This window comes from Adlercreutzia sp. ZJ242 (assembly GCF_011038995.1).
Lineage (GTDB): Bacteria > Actinomycetota > Coriobacteriia > Coriobacteriales > Eggerthellaceae > CAAEEV01.
The window spans coordinates 99941-115479 of record NZ_JAAKEE010000004.1; the positions used below are offsets into that span (position 1 = coordinate 99941).

Here is a 15539-nt window from a genome sequence, read left to right on the forward strand (position 1 = left end):
CCTTCCTTTCCGATGCGAGGGCGCCCGATGCGAGGGCGCGGGCGACGCACGGCGACGCACGGCGCTTCGCTCCGGCGCGGGACGCACGGCCCTGCCGCTTCGCCCCGGCAGGCGGCGCCCCGTCGCTTCGCCCCGCCTTCCTATGAGTAGAATCCCGCGAAGAGCCGCTGCACGTCCTGGCTCAGCATAATCGCGAAGAAGCCCAGGAACAAGACCATGCCCGCGACGGTCAGGTACCCCATCACCTTCGTCGGCACCGTCTTGCGCGTGAGCTTCTGGAACACCTCCACCGCGAAGCGGCCGCCGTCGAGCGGCGGGATGGGCAGCAGGTTCATGATGCCGAGCGACACCGAGATCATCGCCATGAAGAAGAGGCTGTCCACGAAGCCCTTCTCGAAGAAGTCGCCCGACATGGCGACGATGCCCACGATGGACGCCGAGCTCTCGACCGTCTGCGCCGCCGTCGCCGGGTTGAACAGCCCCGCGACCGCCTGCACCACCATCCCGATGTAGGCGAAGCCCGCCTGGATGGACTGCAGCGGCGTGGCGTGGAAGTGGATCACCTCGCCGGTGTCGACGTAGCGCAGGTCGACGCCGATGACCGAGTAGATCACGACGAACGCGACCATGGTGAACAGCAGGTTCACGAGCGGGCCTGCGAGCAGGATGGCCGAGCGCTTCCAGAAGGGCAGCGAGCGGTACTGCTGGGCGTGCTCGCGGTCGAAGAGGGCCTGCGGGTCGTCGACGGGGCGCGGCTCGCCGAGCGCGTAGGACGCGAGGGCGGGAGCCGCGGGCCGAACGGCGAGCGAGGGGTCGACCACGCCGGCGGGATGCGCGGCGCGCGCGGCTCTGAGCTGCTTCCCCGTGGGCCGCACCTCGGGCGCGCGATACGTGTTGAACTGGTCCTTCTTCGTGGGACCCGAGCAGCTGCCCCATTCGACGAGCTCCTCGAGCGCCTCGTACGCCTCGTCGTCGGTGATGCCGCAGTCGGCGGCGACGTCCTCCATGGTGGCCGTGCCCCGGCGGTACAGCGCCGCCAGCACGTCTCTCAGATGCGGGCTCATCTCGCCGGCCTCCATGCCGCACACGCGCGCATAGCCGCCCAAGAGCACCGCGGTCACGCCGTAGCGCGTGCCGCCCTTCGTGAACCCGATGCCCGGCCCCGGCAGGCCCAGCATGAGCTCGGTCACGCGCACGCCGAAGGCGCGCGACGCCAGGAAGTGCCCCGCCTCGTGGATGAACACGAGGAAGCACAGGGCCAGAACGGCGCAGACGATCATAACGAACGTGGTCATGGGCCTCGCTTTCCCGATCAGCGCGCGCCTTTGCATAAGGCGCGCTAGGCGAGCGGCGCGCCGGGGCCGCGTCAGGCCCCTGCGCTCTCGCCGTTGCGTTTTCGCTGATCATTATAGGGAAGCGAAATACCGCCCGGCCCGCATGCGAGAAAAACCTACAAGCGCTGCGCGATTTTGCCAGAAGCGCGCCCCGAAGCAGAAGCACCATGTCTTATCCGGCTAGGGACGTAGCGCATCAGCTCCTGCCGCAGCGTCCGATTTGCGCCAACATCCCGCTTGATATGCGCCAGATTGTGATGGGCTTCTACCAGATCTGCGATGGCCGAAGAAGGGTCTCTGCCAGACGCACGTCCGCCGCGCGCGCATCCTCCTGCCCATGCGCACCTCGCGCGCGCAGGCGCCCTCTCCCCCACCGCGTCGATTCCTCATCAAATCTCGCGCAGCAATCCGCCAATCCCCCGCCATGCATCTGCCAGGCGGGTCCTCTACGCTTGGGGCAAAGCGAACATCCCTCAGCGCAACCGCGCAGAAAGGAGCGACCATGCAAGCAGCGCAACGGCAGGCAGCCTCGAGGGCGGCGAGGCTCTTTCTGGCCCTCGCGATCGCAGCAGGCCTCATCCCGCTCACGAGCTTCGCGTGCTCGCGGCAAGCCTACGCCGACACCGGCCGGCTCTCCGTGGGGCGCGACATCCGCTACGACAACTACGGCACCACCTTGTTCTCCGACGGCAACGGCTGGACGGCCTATTGCGCGCAGCCTTCGAAGCTCACGCCCGCACCCGGCACCTACCCGAAGCTCTCGCTGCGCGACGCCTACGAGGGAGGGTCAAACGTGGAAAGTCCCGCAGCAGTTTTGTACTTCGGCTACGGCGGCCCGGGGTTCAACCCGAGCATGTGGCCGTCTACCTGGTACGACGGCTCTCCCATGACCGATGACAACTACTACGCCATCACGCACATCCTCATCGCCGACCGCATGTACTGGGACGCCGACGCCGCCCTCACCGGCTGCTCTAAAGCGTTTCGACGGTACTACGGCTACTACTGCCAAGGGCAGAAGTACTGGGTCCAATATGCGGGCATGGGCGAATCGGCGAACCCCGACGGCGTGTACATGCGCATGATCGCCGCGTGGCAGGCGCTGCCGAGCTCGACGCGCAGCGCCTACGTCGACTCCTGCTACGCCTTGAGCACCGGGAAGACGCAGAACATCGTCGTGGTGTGCCCCCATGAGCCGACAGGCGGCCTCGAGCTGTGGAAGTCATCGGCAAACCCTTCCCTTACCAGCGATAACGCTTGCTATTCGCTCGCAGGCGCCATCTACGGAGTGTATCGCGACAGCGCATGCACGTCCGAGCTCATCACGATAACCACGAACGCCGACGGCTGGGCGCGCGCCGAAGGACTTGCCGCGGGCACCTGCTACGTCAAGGAGAAGGCACCTTCCAAAGGCTACGCGCTCGACAGCGCAACCCATGAGGTGAGCATATCTGGCGGGCAGACCGCGCGCCTCGACGTAGAGGAAATCCCACAGAGCGGCCCCGCAGATCTCTGGCTCGCCAAAGCCGACCTCGAGACGAGAACCAACATCCCGCAAGGCGCGGCAACGCTGGAAAACGCGCAGTTCTCCGTCCGCTACTTCGACGGCTACTACGACACGCCCGCCCAAGCCGAGGCGTCGGGAGCGCCCACGGCGACCTGGCTCGTGAACACCGACGAAAACGGGCATGCGCCGCTCGGCAACGCGCACACGCCGGACGGCGGAAACCTGCCCCGGAACTCGCGCGGGCAGACAGCCATCCCCTTGGGAACCGTGCTCATCCAGGAGGTGAGGGCGCCCGAGGGCTACCTCGCGAACAGCGGCGAGGTGATCATTCGCCACGTCACGAGCACGGGCACCGGCGAGGACGTGCGCACCTACCGGGCGCCTACCGTGCCTGAGCAAGTCATACGCGGCGGCGTGTCCATCGAGAAGCGCGATGCTGAGAGCCGACTTCTGACGCCTTTGGGCGCAGCCTCGATTGACGGAACCACCTTCGCCGTCACGAACAAGTCGCCACGCGCTGTCTACGCGAACGGCACGTGGCGCAAGCCTGGAGAGGTGGTCGCCACCATCGTCGCGCATGACGGCGTGGCTGCCACCGCCGCCGACGCGTTGCCCTACGGGACGTACGCTATCGAGGAGACGTCTGCGGGCACGGGGTACCTGCCCACCGACCAGGAGGAGCGCACGTTCACAATCCGCGAGGAAGGCGCGATCGTGGCGCTCGGGGCGAGCGGAAGCTCAGATGGCGCCGCTTACGACCAGGTCAAGCGCGGAGACTTGGAGTTCGTGAAGACACGCGAGAGCGACCAGAAGCGCCTCTCGGGCATCCCCTTCAAGATCACCTCGCAGACCACGGGCGAGTGGCACGTCATCGTGACCGATAGCAACGGCGAGGCCAAGACGAACGCGGCGTGGATCTCCCATACGACCCGCACCAACGCCAACGACGCCGCGCTCAACGCTGACGGAACGGTAGACGAGGCGAAGCTCGACGCGTCAGCGGGCGTGTGGTTCGGGCTCACCTCAACCGGATCGCTGACCAAGGCTGATGACAGCCTCTCAGCGCTGCCCTACGACGTCTACACCATCGAGGAGCTGCCCGTCGCGGCGAACGAGCACCTGGAGCTCGTCGAGCTTGCCGACGTGGCCATCGCGCGCGACGGCTACAGCGTCAACCTGGGAACCCTCGACGACCAGTCAGCAGGCGAGGTTTCGATCAGCACCGCCGCGCGCGACGCGCTTGACGGCGACAAGGCGCTGCTCGGCGCCGCTGACGCGCGCGTCATCGACCGCGTCGCATACGGAGGGCTCACCGCCGGCAAGCCCTACGTGCTCACGGGCATGCTCATGGACAAAGCCACCGGGGAAGCCGTCCTCGATGCCGACGGGCAACCTGTGACAGCTTCGAGAGAGCTCACGCCCGAGAAGACCACCGGCTACGCCGAGCTTGCCTTCACGTTCGACGCGCTGGCGCTCGGCGGGCGCGACCTGGTGTGCTTCGAGCAGATCGCCGCCGCAGAGGCGCCCGGCACCGTGATCGCCGCACACGAGGACTTGGACGACTACGAGCAGACCGTCCGCGTGGAGACTCCCGCGATCAGCACGAAGGCCGTCGACGTGCAGGACGGCGACGGCACCGCCTCAGCCGACGTCGACGCCGCCATCATCGACATGGTGAGCTACCGCAACCTCGTAGCCGACGGGCGCGCATACGTCCTGCGCGGCACGCTCATGGACAAGGACACGGGCAGCGCCTACCTCGACGCCGACGGCAACGAGGTGACCGCCCAGGTTGAGTTCACGCCCGAGAAGCCGAGCGGCACCGTCGAGGCAACTTTCGCGTTCAACGCCGCAGGGCAAGGCGGCGCGCAGGTCGTCGGCTTCGAGGAGCTGCGACAAGGCGAACGCGTCCTCGCGGCGCACGCCGACCTCGAGAACGCCGCGCAGACCATCGAGCTTGAGAGTCCCGCGGTCTCGACGACGGCCGCTGACGCCGCCGACGGCGACCACCTCGTGCGCGCCGATCCCGAGAGCAGCGTCATCGACATCGTGGCGTACGAGGGCCTCGTCCCCGGCAAGGAGTACGTCGCCTGCGGCACGCTCATGATAGCCGACGAAGGCGCAGGAGGCTCATCCGACGCGTCAGGCTCGCCTGGGGTCACGCCGCTGCTCGACGCCTCAGGTGCGCCCGTGGTCGGCAGCACCGCCTTCACGCCTGAAGCGCCGACCGGCGCCGTCAAGGTCGCCTTTGACTTCGACAGCACGGGGATTTCCGGGCGCAATATCGTGGCGTTTGAGAAGCTGACCCGCGACGGCGTCGAGGTCGCCTCCCACGAGGACCCTGCCGACGAGAGCCAGACCGTCTCCGTAAGCTCCGTGGAGGAGGAGCATGGGGCCGCCGTCGCAAGCCAGCCGCCCCCAGGCTCCCTGCCCCGAACCGGCGACAGCTCTCGGCCCTTCCAACTCGCAGCCGCCCTCGCAGCCATCGCCGGGGTCGCCCTCGTCGCAGCCCGCATAAGATCCCGCCGACAGCGCTAGCAGGGAAAGCCCGGGGCGGCGCGCCGCCGCCCCGAAGACGACGGCACCATCTCGTTGACGGCCTTCTACTTTCGTCTTATAATACTATTGTAAGACGAATTAAGGAAACATTTTGTCTTACCTTGCCATTGCGGAACACGCCCTCAAGCACGGACTCGACGAGAGCCAGATCGCACACGCATGGAAGAACGCAGTGGTCTGCACGCGAATCGAGCGAAAGGACGGCTTCGTCGACTATGTGGCTGTCGGGCCAGACCAGAATGGCCGAGTAATCGAGATGACCGGGCGAGCGAAGGACTTCGGGATCCTGATCTACCACGCGAACACTCCTCCGACCACACGGTCGCTCCGCGCGCTCAACCTGCAGAAGAGAACGAGGAGGCTCAAATGGAAGCCGTCGTACTGACTGACAAGGATCTCATGGAAAAGCTCGGCATGACGCGAGAGGAAATCGAGCAGCTCAAGCGCGATGCCGATGCTTACGATCGCGGAGAATGGCCCGAAGCCAAGTCTGTCACCGTCCGCTACGGCCGGCCTCCCCTCTTTGAAGATGACGAGCTCGTCAGCGTCACCTTCAAGATAGGAAGATCCCAGTTGAAGCGCGTCGACGAAGCCGTCAAAGAGCAAGGTTGCTCGCGCTCCGAGTTCCTTCGCTGTGCAGTGGAGGACGCCCTCGGACTCCTCGAGAGCGAGGAGCCTGAGGGCGCTGGCGATGGAGCCTAGCGGGCCTTGACCCAGGCGCGGGCCTTCGCCCTCGCCCAGGCGTCGACCTCCTCGAGCTGGCCGAGGCTCTCCACCTGCTGGACGCCTTCGGCCGCATGAGCCTCCATGACGGCCTCCACGCACGCGGCGATGCCGAGGTAGGTCCCCTCCTCGGCCAGAAACGCCGCCACGGCCACCTCGTTCGCAGCGTTCATGGCGCAGGGCAGCGTGCCGCCCGTGCGCCCCGCCTCGCGAGCGAGCGCCAGGCAGCGGAACGTCTCGGTGTCGGGCGCGGCGAACTCGAGCGAGCCGAGCGTGCGGAAGTCGAGCGGGGCCACCGGCGCGCTCCAGCGCTCGGGGTACGAGAGCGCGAACTGGATGGGGATGCGCATGTCGGTGGTGCCGAGGTGCGCCTTCACGCTGCCGTCCGAGTACTCGACCATGGAGTGGATGGCGCTCTGCGGCTGCACCACCACCTCGATCTTGTCGTAGGGCATGGCGAACAGGTGGTGCGCCTCGATGACCTCGAGGCCCTTGTTCATGAGCGTCGAGGAGTCGATGGAGATCTTGGCGCCCATGTTCCACGTGGGATGCGCGAGCGCCTGCGCAGGCGTGATGCCCTCGAGCTCGGCGCGCTTCCTCCCGCGGAAGGGGCCGCCCGAGGCCGTCACCCACAGACGCGACACCTCGCGCTCGTCCTCGCCCAGGAGGCACTGGTAGATGGCGCCGTGCTCGGAGTCGATCGGCATGAGCGCGCCCGCAGGACCCGCCTTCGGGGCCGCGCCGCGCACGCGGCGCTGCTCGTCGACGCGCGCCGCCAGCGGCATGATGAGGTCGCCCCCCACCACGAGCGACTCCTTGTTGGCGAGCGCGAGCACCTTCCCCGCGCTGAGCGCCTCGAAGCTCGCGCGCAGGCCGGCAGCTCCCACCAGCGCGTTCACCACGACGTCGGCCTCGGGCAGGTGCGCGAGCGCCGCCACGCCCTCGGGCCCGAACGCCAGCGAGCCTGAGCCTGAGCCCTCGCCGCCGCGCGCCTGCGCGAGCAGCTCGTCAGCCACGGGCAGGCCCGCCGCCTCCTCGCGCCCCACGGCCAAATGCCGCACGCCGAACTCACGCGCCTGCGCGAGCAGCTCGTCCGTGCGCGTGCCGACCGCCAGCGCCACGACCTCGAGCTTGTCGGCATGCTGGCGCACCACGTCGAGCGTCTGCGTGCCGATGGACCCCGTCGATCCCAAAACAACAACGCGCTTCTTAGCCAATGTCATCCCTCCGAAAGCAGCGCGCGCCGCAGGCGGCAGAGCCCGCTCGCAGCGTGCGCCGTCAAAACGCTAGAACACCGAATAGGGTATGCACCCGCCTGCGATGAGCAGGATGGACGCGGTGATGGACGCCAGGAAGATGGAGTCGCAGCGGTCGAGCAGGCCCCCGTGCCCCGGCATGATGGTCCCCGAGTCCTTGAACCCCGAGTTGCGCTTGATGCGGCTCTCGGCCAGGTCGCCCAGCACTTCCATGAGCCCGCAGACCAGGCCGAACACCACGGCCATGGGAATGGGCATGGTGATGCCCGGCACGAGCGACAGCACGCACCAGAACGCCACCGAGCCGACCAGGCCCGCGATGAACCCCTCCCAGCTCTTCTTCGGGCTGGTGCGCGGCGCCAGCTTGTGCTTGCCGATCTTGCTGCCCACCAGGTAGGCGAACGCGTCGTTGGCCCACACGCTCACGAACAGCAGCAGCACCGCCACGCCGCCCCACGGGTCGCCGAGCGCCTGGCGCACGATGACCAGCCCGCACAGCAGAAGGCCCGTGTACGCCGCGCCGAAGAAGCTCACGCCCACGTCGGGGATGCGCGCGCGCAGCCAGAACACGTACCAGACCAGAAGCGCCAGAAGCAGCCCGAGGCTCACGATCAAGGCGCCCGCAAGCCCGTAGAAGTACACGCTCGGCGGGTAGAGCACCGTCGCGATGATGCCGAGCATCTCGTTGGGCAGCTTCGCGTCGGAGCGCAGCATGTAGTAGAACTCGCCCGCGCAGATGCCGGCCATCACCATGAGCATGCACAGCATGGGCAAGTCGCCCGCCAGCACGCAGGCCACGGTGACGACCGTGTACACCGCGCCCGTCCGGAAGCGCACCTGGAAGCCCGAGGGGTTCTTCAGCTTCTCGGGCGTCTTGTCGAGCGCGGCCGCCTTGATCTTCTGGCGCTTCTCGGCGCGGTGCCCCTTGCGCTCGAGCAGCTCGGCGCGCTCCTCCGGCGTCATGCCGTAGCGCCAAGGCGGGCCGTCGGGGACGGCGCTGGCAGCGTCGGAGGGCAAGGCCTGCGAGGATGCGTCCTCGTCGAGCTCGACCAGGTCCTTCGTGGTCGGGCGCGTGCTGAAGGGCGGCAGGTCGGACGACGCCTGCGCGCGCAGGCACGCCGTGCGCGTGCGCAGGCGGGCGCGCGCCTCCCGCTGCTTCTCGGTGAGCTGGCCTTTCGCCTCAGGATCCCTCACTTGACTCCCCCGAAGCGACGGTCGCGCCGCTGGTACTCCAACAGGCAGCGCAGAAGCTCGTAGCGGTCGAAGTCGGGCCACAGCACGTCGGTGCACACGAACTCGGAGTACGCGATCTGCCACAGCAGGAAGTTCGACACGCGCATCTCGCCCGACGTGCGGATGAGCAGCTCGGGGTCGGGGATGCCGGCGGTGTAGAGGCCGCGCTCGAACAGCTCCTCGGTGATGGCGGGCACCTCGCCCGTCTCGCGCGCCGCCTCCACGGCATGCTGGGCGCACGCCTGCGCGGCATGTAGCATCTCCTGGCGCGATCCGTAGTTCACGGCCACCACGAGCGTCATGCCGTCGTTGCCCTTCGTCTTCTCCCACGCCTCGTCAAACGCCGCGCGCGTCTCGTCGGGCAGCGCCGACACGTCGCCGATGGTCATCACGCGCACGTGCTCCTCATGCAGGCCGTCGACCTCGGCGAGCATGGTCTTGGCGAACAGGTCCATGAGGCCGATGACCTCGTCTTGGGGCCGCCTCCAGTTCTCCGTGGAGAACGAGTAGATGGTGAGATAGCGAACTCCCAGGTCAGATGCGCAGCGAATCGTCTCGCGCACCGCCTCGATGCCCGCCTTGTGCCCGCGCAGGCGATTGAGCGCGCGCTTCTTCGCCCAGCGCCCGTTGCCGTCCATGATGACGGCGACGTGCTCGGGGATGTTCGCGCAGTCGAGCGCCGTCGGGTCGAGCCCGGCGGGCGGGTTGGGGAATATGTAGTCAAGCGTCCTGTTCACAGCACCATCACCACCTCAAGGTGTCAGAGGGGACGAGATCCCGGCCTGCCGCTGCGAAGAGACAGCAGGCAGAGAGACCCTGGTCGTTCGCAACGTCAGCGAGAAGCGCTCCGGCGCCCCTTAGATCTCCATGACCTCGGCTTCCTTCTTCTTCAGCAAGGCGTCGACCTCGGCGACGAACTTGTCGGTGGTCTTCTGCACCTCGACCTCAGCGCGCTTGGCCTCGTCCTCGGGCAGGTTGTCGTTCTTCTGCGCCTTGTCGATGGCGGTGTTCGCGTCGCGGCGGGCGTTGCGCACGGCCACGCGCGCCTCCTCCGCGAAGGTGCGGCACTGCTTGACCAGCTCGCGGCGACGCTCCTCGGTGAGCGCCGGGAAGGGCAGGCGGATGACCGAGCCGTCGTTGTTGGGGGTCACGCCCAGGTCGCTCTCGAGGATGGCGTGCTCGATGGCGCGCAGCATCGACTTGTCCCACGGCTCGACCACCAGCAGGTGCGCCTCGGGCGTCTTGACGCCGGCCATCTGGTTGATGGGCGTGGGCACGCCGTAGTAGTCAACCTTGATGCGGTCGAGCAAAAGGGCGCTCGCGCGGCCCGTGCGGACGGAGGCGAAGTTGTCGCCCAGCGCGTCGATCGCCTTCTCCATGCGCTCCTCAACTTGAAGCATGATCTCGTCAATGTCGGCCATGATGCCACCTTCCCCTGTTCTCCAAAGGGCGCGCCGCACCTCTCGGTCCGCGGCGCGCATGCTGTCAGTCAGATGCTCGGCTATTCCACCGTGGTCCCCACGGCCTCGCCCTTGAGCGCCGCCTTGATGTTGCCGCGCTTGGTGAGGTCGAACACGATCATGGGGACGTTGTTGTCCATGCAAAGCGACGTGGCCGTGGCGTCCATCACGTTCAGGCCGCGGTTGAGCACCTCCAGGTAGGTGATGCGCTCGAAGCGCTTCGCATCGGGGTTCTTCTTCGGGTCGGAGTCGTACACGCCGTCGACCTTCGTCGCCTTCATCAGGCAGTCCACGTCGAGCTCGCACGCGCGCAGCGCCGCCGTGGTGTCGGTGGTGAAGTACGGGTTGCCCGTGCCGGCGGCCAGGATGACCACGCGGCCCTTCTCGAGGTGGCGGATGGCGCGGCGGCGGATGTAGGGCTCGGACACTTCCTGCATGTTGATGGCGCTCTGCACGCGCGAGAACACGCCGTGGCGCTCGAAGGAGTCCTGCAGCGCGAGCGCGTTCATGACCGTGGCCAGCATGCCGATGTAGTCGGCCTGCGCGCGGTCCATGCCCTCCGCCGAGCCCGCCAGGCCGCGGAAGATGTTGCCGCCGCCCACGACGACCGCCAGCTGCACGCCGTCGTGCACGATCTCGGCGATCTCGTCGGCCAGGTCGTCAACGACCTTGGGATCGATTCCGTAGCCGAGGTCACCCGCCAAAGCCTCGCCGGACAGCTTGAGCAGCACGCGATCGTACTTGTATTCGTTCGACATGAAACCTATCCCTTCGTCGAGAACGTTTAATCTTATATATAGTACCCGAAGCCGAAGGCCCGCGCAGCCTCGCAGGTCAAAAACAGCGGCCCCGCCGCACAAAAAGCCCTCCCGCCCCAGCCGACAGGCTCAAGCGGGAGGGCTCCGGGAAGGCGCGAAGAGGAGGCGTCGGCGCGAAGCTGGCGTCGCAGGGCGCCAAGGTCCAGCGAGGTCAGGCGCCGCGCGGGGCGCTTCGGACGCCCGCGGCCGCAGGACAGGGCGCCGCGCCTACCGCACCTCGGAGAGGTCCTTGTTCGCGTGCTCGTGCGAGGCGATCATGGCCACCAGCGCGATCACCGCGATGAACACCATGTAGAACGCGGGCGCGATGTCGCTGCCCGTCACCGAGATCAGCCAGAACGAGATGTAGGACGCCGAGCCGCCGAAGATGGCGTTGGCCAGGTTGAAGCTCAGCGCGAAGCCCGAGTAGCGCACCTCGGTGGGGAACGTCTCGGTGAGGTAGCTCGCCAGCGTGCCGTCGTTGATGGTGAGGATGAGGCACATCAGGAGCTCCACCGCCAGGATGACCGTGAAGTCGAGCGTGCCGAGCAGCATGAACGCCGGGATGGTGCACACGATGAAGCCCACGCACGCGATGATGAGCATCTTCTTGCGGCCGAAGCGGTCGGACACGCGCCCCGACAGGAAGATGAACGCGATGTAGACCACCAGCACGATGGTGGTGATGGTCGACGCCGCGCTCGCGTCGTAGCTGAGCGTGGTCTCAAGGTAGTTCGGCAGGTAGGTGAGCACGGCGTAGAAGCCCACGGCGTTCAGGACGCAGGCGCCGAACGAGATGACGAGCACCTTGAAGTGCTTGGTGAACAGCGTGCGGATGGGCTGCTTCTCAGGCGGGTTGCCCGTGTACTCGAGCTTGCGCTGCATCTCCGCGTACACCGGCGAGTCCTCCAGGTGCGTGCGGATGTAGTGCGTGATGTAGCCGAGGGGCAGCGCCAGCAGAAACGGGATGCGCCAGCCCCACTCGATCACGAACGACGAGGTGGCACCCCAGGCGTTGAACATGAACGTGGCGAACATCGAGCCGATGAGCAGGCCCGCCGCCGTGGAGGCCGGCACCATGGAGCAGTAGAAGCCGCGGTGGTTCTTCGGCGCGTACTCGGCGATGAACGTGGCCGCGCCGGCGTACTCGCCCGAGGCCGAGAAGCTCTGCAGCATGCGCAGCAGCAGGAGCAGAAGCGGCGCGCCGACGCCGAGCACGGCGTAGCCCGGCAGGCAGCCGATGAGGAACGTCGCGCCGCTCATGAGCAGGATCGAGATGGACAGCGCCCACTTGCGCCCCTTCTTGTCGCCCATGTTGCCCCAGAATATGGCGCCGACGGGGCGCACCAGGAACGACAGCGCGAACACGCCGAACGTGCTCATGACGGCGACGGTCTTGTCCGCGTCGGGGAAGAACACCAACGCTATGACCGTCGCGAGGTACGAGTAGCTCGCGTAGTCGAACCATTCGATAAAGTTCCCCAAGAACGAGGAGAAGACCACCTTCTTGAGGGTCTTCTGCTGTTCGTCGGCAGTGTAGGCCGCCGATGGGGCAGCCTTGGTGCTCTCGCTCATGAACCGCTTCCCTTCCCTGTTGCCTCACGGCGCGCGCAAGCGGCCGCGTCACGCGGCGCGCCTCTCGCACCATCTCGAGCTTTGGCAAGGGAAAGCCAACCAACCAGTCTACGAATCGCTGGATCCCGCAAGCTGAAGACTCAGCCCAATGCACGACGAACCTTCTGCCGTGCTCACACCGATCTGCTGACTACCTGTTAGCCCGCCCCCTGCGCGTACTCTTCCACGAGGGTACCCTACCATACCCGCCTTTCAACGGCGCTTTACACTCCCTTAATGGGAAAAATGCGGGGGGTATGGCAGGTCAGCGGCACTTCGCGGCGGGTCAGCGGCGAGCCGCGAAGAGGCCAGGGGGCAGAAGCGACGGCAATCTGGCGGGGTGAGCGCAGGGGATGCGCGGCGAGCTGCGCAGGGCCCAAGCGGCGGGCGGGGCGCCTTTGCACAGCACCCGGGCGGCGGGTCAGCGGCGAGTCGCGGAGCTGCGCAGCGCCTGGATGGCGGGCAGCGCGCCGCCGACCAGGATGAGCGCGCCGCCGATCACGGTGCCCGCCGTCATGGCCTCGTGGAACACGAGCACGCTGGCCAGAAGCGACACGACGCACTCCCAGTACGAGATGGTGGAGTACTCCACGGCCGGCAGGTTGCGCCCCGCCACGAGCAGGAGCCCGAGGCCCACCGGCCCGCAGACAACCCAGAGCGCCAGGGCGAACCCCCAGTTCGCAGGCGTCATCGCCACCTCGCCGAGAGGCCACGTCCCGCACATGGCGCACGCGACGGCGAGCGACCCCACCGTCGCGAACAGGAAGTTCCACACGCCGCGCACCGTGGAGTCGCAGTCCTTGCGGTAGCCGTTGAAGAACAGCGACAGCCCGTAGAACACGCCCGACAGAAGGCCGAGCGCGTCGCCGAGGCCCTTCTGCGGGAACTCCGGCGTGGAGGCGGCCAGGGCGAGGCCCACGCTCACGCCGCCCGGGCCCACCGAGACGACGCCCGAGGTGAGCAGCATGCCCGCGAACACCGCGCAGAGGCACAGCCCCTGGAAGCGGCTGATGGGCTCCTTGCGGAACGCGCGCGCGAGCAGCGTGCAGAACAGCGGCCCCGTGTAGATGAGGAACACCGCGTTGGCGAGCGAGGTGAGCAGCGCGCTCACCAGGTAGAACGCAAACGACACGCCCACGGAGAGCCCGCCGAGCACGATGGCGGGCGAGATCCGCGTGCGGCGGAAGAGGGTCGTCTTGTGCGTGAGCACGAGCAGGATGGCGAAGAGCAGAAGCCCCATGCCCATGCGGCCGACCGTCATGAACGCGCCGATGGACTCGCCCGCCACGAGCTCGCCGCCGAAGAAGTCGACGCGCGTGGCGCCGCGGTTGAGCAGCCCCGACAGGCCCATGCCCGTCGTCGCCACGAGCAGCGCGACGACGCCGCGCCGCTTGTCCATCTGAAAGTCGCCCCTGCCCTTGTCGCCGTCGCCGCCCACGAAGCCCCTTCCCTCTTCAACAAAAAATCTGGCACGCAGCGCAGCCACGTGCCAGATCATCATAGCAAACCCACGGCAAACCCGCCTGTCGTTCGTAACGTCAGCGAGGGTTCCTGCGGTGCCTGGAATAGCCCCGCCTTGGGGCCAAGTGGGCTTCGCCCACGCCGCGCCCCAAACAAGGGGCTAGGTCAGGTGCCGCAGGAAGCCGCAGCATCGAGCGGTCCGCCCGCTCCGTCAGGACGGGCGGAACGAAATTAGTCGTTCCACATCTCCGGACGCACGAGCGTGCAGTCCTTGACGCGGTTCGGGAAGTAGTCCTCGCAGCCGCCCTCGCGGTAGACGTCAGCGGTGCAGCAGTGCAGGCCGCCGCCGAACGGGTAGGCGTCGCGCAGGTCGCAGGGGATGACGTTCATGCCGAGCTTGTCCATCTGCTCCATCTGGTAGACCTCGGAAGCTTCCACGACGACCGTCTTCGGGTCGAGGACCAGGCAGTTCATGGACAGCCACACGGAGCTGTAGCAGAGCTCGGGCGGCTCGGTGTGAGCCGGCTTGGCCGCCTCGACGATCTGCCAGTCGTTCGCCTCGAAGATGGCGCGCTGCTCCTCGGGCAGCGGGCGCACCGGGTTGTTGATGATCAGGCCCGGGCGCAGCGGCACGAAGGTGGCGTCGATGTGGATGGGGTACGGGTCGCCGGGGAAGTTCACGGCGTGGATGCGCAGCTCGGGATGGTAGCGCTGCATCCAGTCCATGGCGGCGCGGTTGGTGGTCAGGCCGTGCTGGACGAAGATGTCCTTGCCCATGCGCATCCAGTCGGCGGCGTCCCACATCGGCTCGACCTCGGTGGTCACGAAGTCCTTGTTGGCGGTGCGCACCAGGCGCTCCTCGAGCGTGATGGACTCGTCGTAGTAGTTGTGCTTGTAGGACTTGTCAGTCAGGCGAGGACGCGGGGCCTGGGTCCACTTGAACTCGGGATCCTCCTCGAAGTACTTCTCCATCAGCGGCCAGTACGCCAGGTACTCGAAGTAGCGGCAGCGGAAGGACTGCGCGGCGGCCATGATCTCGTTGCCGATGGTGAGCAGCACGTCACGCGGCGGCATGCAGCCCATCATGGAGTCGTTCGTGAAGTCAGGCGTGGCGATCTTCTGGTTCCACTGCAGAGGCGTCGGGCGGTCGACCTTGACGCCGCGGTCCTCGAGGATCTTCACCAGACGGTCGAGAGCCTCGTTGCCCTTCTCCACCGTGCGCAGCGGGCGCAGGCCCCACATGCCGCGCATGTCGGAGTCGACCGGAACCTTCTCGGAAGTCGCGGGCTCCTCGGGCGGGATCATGCCGTTGTCGCAACGGCCGACGATCACGTGCTTCAGCGGATCCCAGTCATTCCAGGAATTAACGATTTTCGCCATGAAAATCTCCTTTCGTTTTACTAGCCTCCGTCGTTATACCACCTTTTGCCGAAGAGTGCATTAACAAACCGCCACGTCACAGGGAAAAGACGGCGTAACTTTGATGGGGGCCATGCTCTCCCGATCTCCTACCAGCCCGTTCCGGCCATTCCGGAGTCGACGGCGGCAGCATAGCGCACCTCGGCCGACATGCCCGCCACGCTCGCGGCCGGCGG

The 15539-nt window shown here is 67.1% G+C and carries 12 protein-coding genes; 3 read left to right on the forward strand and 9 right to left on the reverse strand.

The genetic code is table 11. The features are described 5' to 3' along the window. Positions 1-140 precede the first annotated feature (140 nt). Positions 141-1295 (reverse strand): site-2 protease family protein, encoded by a 1155-nt coding sequence (locus G7Y49_RS02440; RefSeq protein WP_165170867.1) that lies wholly within the window; start codon positions 1293-1295, stop codon positions 141-143. A gap of 541 nt (positions 1296-1836) precedes the next feature. Between G7Y49_RS02440 and G7Y49_RS02445 the strand changes: the two genes are divergently transcribed. The 3 genes from G7Y49_RS02445 to G7Y49_RS02455 all read left to right on the forward strand — a co-directional run bounded on the left by G7Y49_RS02445 (position 1837) and on the right by G7Y49_RS02455 (position 6102). Further along, positions 1837-5379 carry a VaFE repeat-containing surface-anchored protein gene (locus G7Y49_RS02445; protein WP_165170869.1) on the forward strand — a complete coding sequence of 1181 codons (3543 nt, stop codon included), beginning with the start codon at positions 1837-1839 and terminating at the stop codon, positions 5377-5379. 112 nt (positions 5380-5491) lie between these two features. Continuing rightward, the gene (locus G7Y49_RS02450) at positions 5492-5785 is read left to right on the forward strand and encodes a hypothetical protein (RefSeq protein WP_165170870.1); all 294 of its coding nucleotides are present in this window, start codon (positions 5492-5494) and stop codon (positions 5783-5785) included. Continuing rightward, complete coding sequence (locus tag G7Y49_RS02455; protein WP_165170871.1) at positions 5767-6102, forward strand: ribbon-helix-helix protein, CopG family; 336 nt, start codon at positions 5767-5769, stop codon at positions 6100-6102. Before G7Y49_RS02450 ends, G7Y49_RS02455 begins: the two co-directional genes overlap by 19 nt. On the opposite strand, the gene dxr is transcribed toward G7Y49_RS02455, so the two are convergent. From dxr to G7Y49_RS02495, 8 genes are all read right to left on the reverse strand, one after another. Then, the gene (dxr, locus tag G7Y49_RS02460) at positions 6099-7340 is read right to left on the reverse strand and encodes a 1-deoxy-D-xylulose-5-phosphate reductoisomerase (RefSeq protein WP_241157229.1); all 1242 of its coding nucleotides are present in this window, start codon (positions 7338-7340) and stop codon (positions 6099-6101) included. The two genes, G7Y49_RS02455 and dxr, sit on opposite strands and share 4 nt — an antisense overlap. Before the next feature lie 69 nt (positions 7341-7409). Beyond that, complete coding sequence (locus G7Y49_RS02465; RefSeq protein ID WP_241157230.1) at positions 7410-8573, reverse strand: phosphatidate cytidylyltransferase; 1164 nt, start codon at positions 8571-8573, stop codon at positions 7410-7412. Then, the gene (locus G7Y49_RS02470) at positions 8570-9349 is read right to left on the reverse strand and encodes an isoprenyl transferase (RefSeq protein WP_165170873.1); all 780 of its coding nucleotides are present in this window, start codon (positions 9347-9349) and stop codon (positions 8570-8572) included. Before G7Y49_RS02470 ends, G7Y49_RS02465 begins: the two co-directional genes overlap by 4 nt. 120 nt (positions 9350-9469) lie before the next feature. Next, the gene (gene frr / locus G7Y49_RS02475) at positions 9470-10033 is read right to left on the reverse strand and encodes a ribosome recycling factor (protein WP_241157231.1); all 564 of its coding nucleotides are present in this window, start codon (positions 10031-10033) and stop codon (positions 9470-9472) included. Between the two features lie 80 nt (positions 10034-10113). Beyond that, positions 10114-10830 (reverse strand): UMP kinase, encoded by a 717-nt coding sequence (pyrH, locus tag G7Y49_RS02480; protein ID WP_165170874.1) that lies wholly within the window; start codon positions 10828-10830, stop codon positions 10114-10116. Between the two features lie 267 nt (positions 10831-11097). Then, positions 11098-12444 (reverse strand): MFS transporter, encoded by a 1347-nt coding sequence (locus tag G7Y49_RS02485; RefSeq protein ID WP_165170875.1) that lies wholly within the window; start codon positions 12442-12444, stop codon positions 11098-11100. 460 nt (positions 12445-12904) lie between these two features. Further along, positions 12905-13921, reverse strand: coding sequence for a DMT family transporter (locus tag G7Y49_RS02490; RefSeq protein WP_206214523.1), 1017 nt, complete (start codon positions 13919-13921; stop codon positions 12905-12907). A gap of 254 nt (positions 13922-14175) precedes the next feature. Further along, positions 14176-15324 (reverse strand): serine/threonine protein kinase, encoded by a 1149-nt coding sequence (locus tag G7Y49_RS02495; protein ID WP_165170876.1) that lies wholly within the window; start codon positions 15322-15324, stop codon positions 14176-14178. Positions 15325-15539: the final 215 nt, after the last annotated feature.

Bases quoted from the DNA above. Each gene is read 5' to 3' on its own strand.
- G7Y49_RS02440 (WP_165170867.1), bottom strand. From the start codon at position 1,295: ATGACCACGTTCGTTATGATCGTCTGCGCCGTTCTGGCCCTGTGCTTC.
- G7Y49_RS02445 (WP_165170869.1), top strand. From the start codon at position 1,837: ATGCAAGCAGCGCAACGGCAGGCAGCCTCGAGGGCGGCGAGGCTCTTT.
- G7Y49_RS02455 (WP_165170871.1), top strand. From the start codon at position 5,767: ATGGAAGCCGTCGTACTGACTGACAAGGATCTCATGGAAAAGCTCGGC.
- frr (WP_241157231.1), bottom strand. From the start codon at position 10,033: ATGGCCGACATTGACGAGATCATGCTTCAAGTTGAGGAGCGCATGGAG.
- pyrH (WP_165170874.1), bottom strand. From the start codon at position 10,830: ATGTCGAACGAATACAAGTACGATCGCGTGCTGCTCAAGCTGTCCGGC.
- G7Y49_RS02485 (WP_165170875.1), bottom strand. From the start codon at position 12,444: ATGAGCGAGAGCACCAAGGCTGCCCCATCGGCGGCCTACACTGCCGAC.
- G7Y49_RS02495 (WP_165170876.1), bottom strand. From the start codon at position 15,324: ATGGCGAAAATCGTTAATTCCTGGAATGACTGGGATCCGCTGAAGCAC.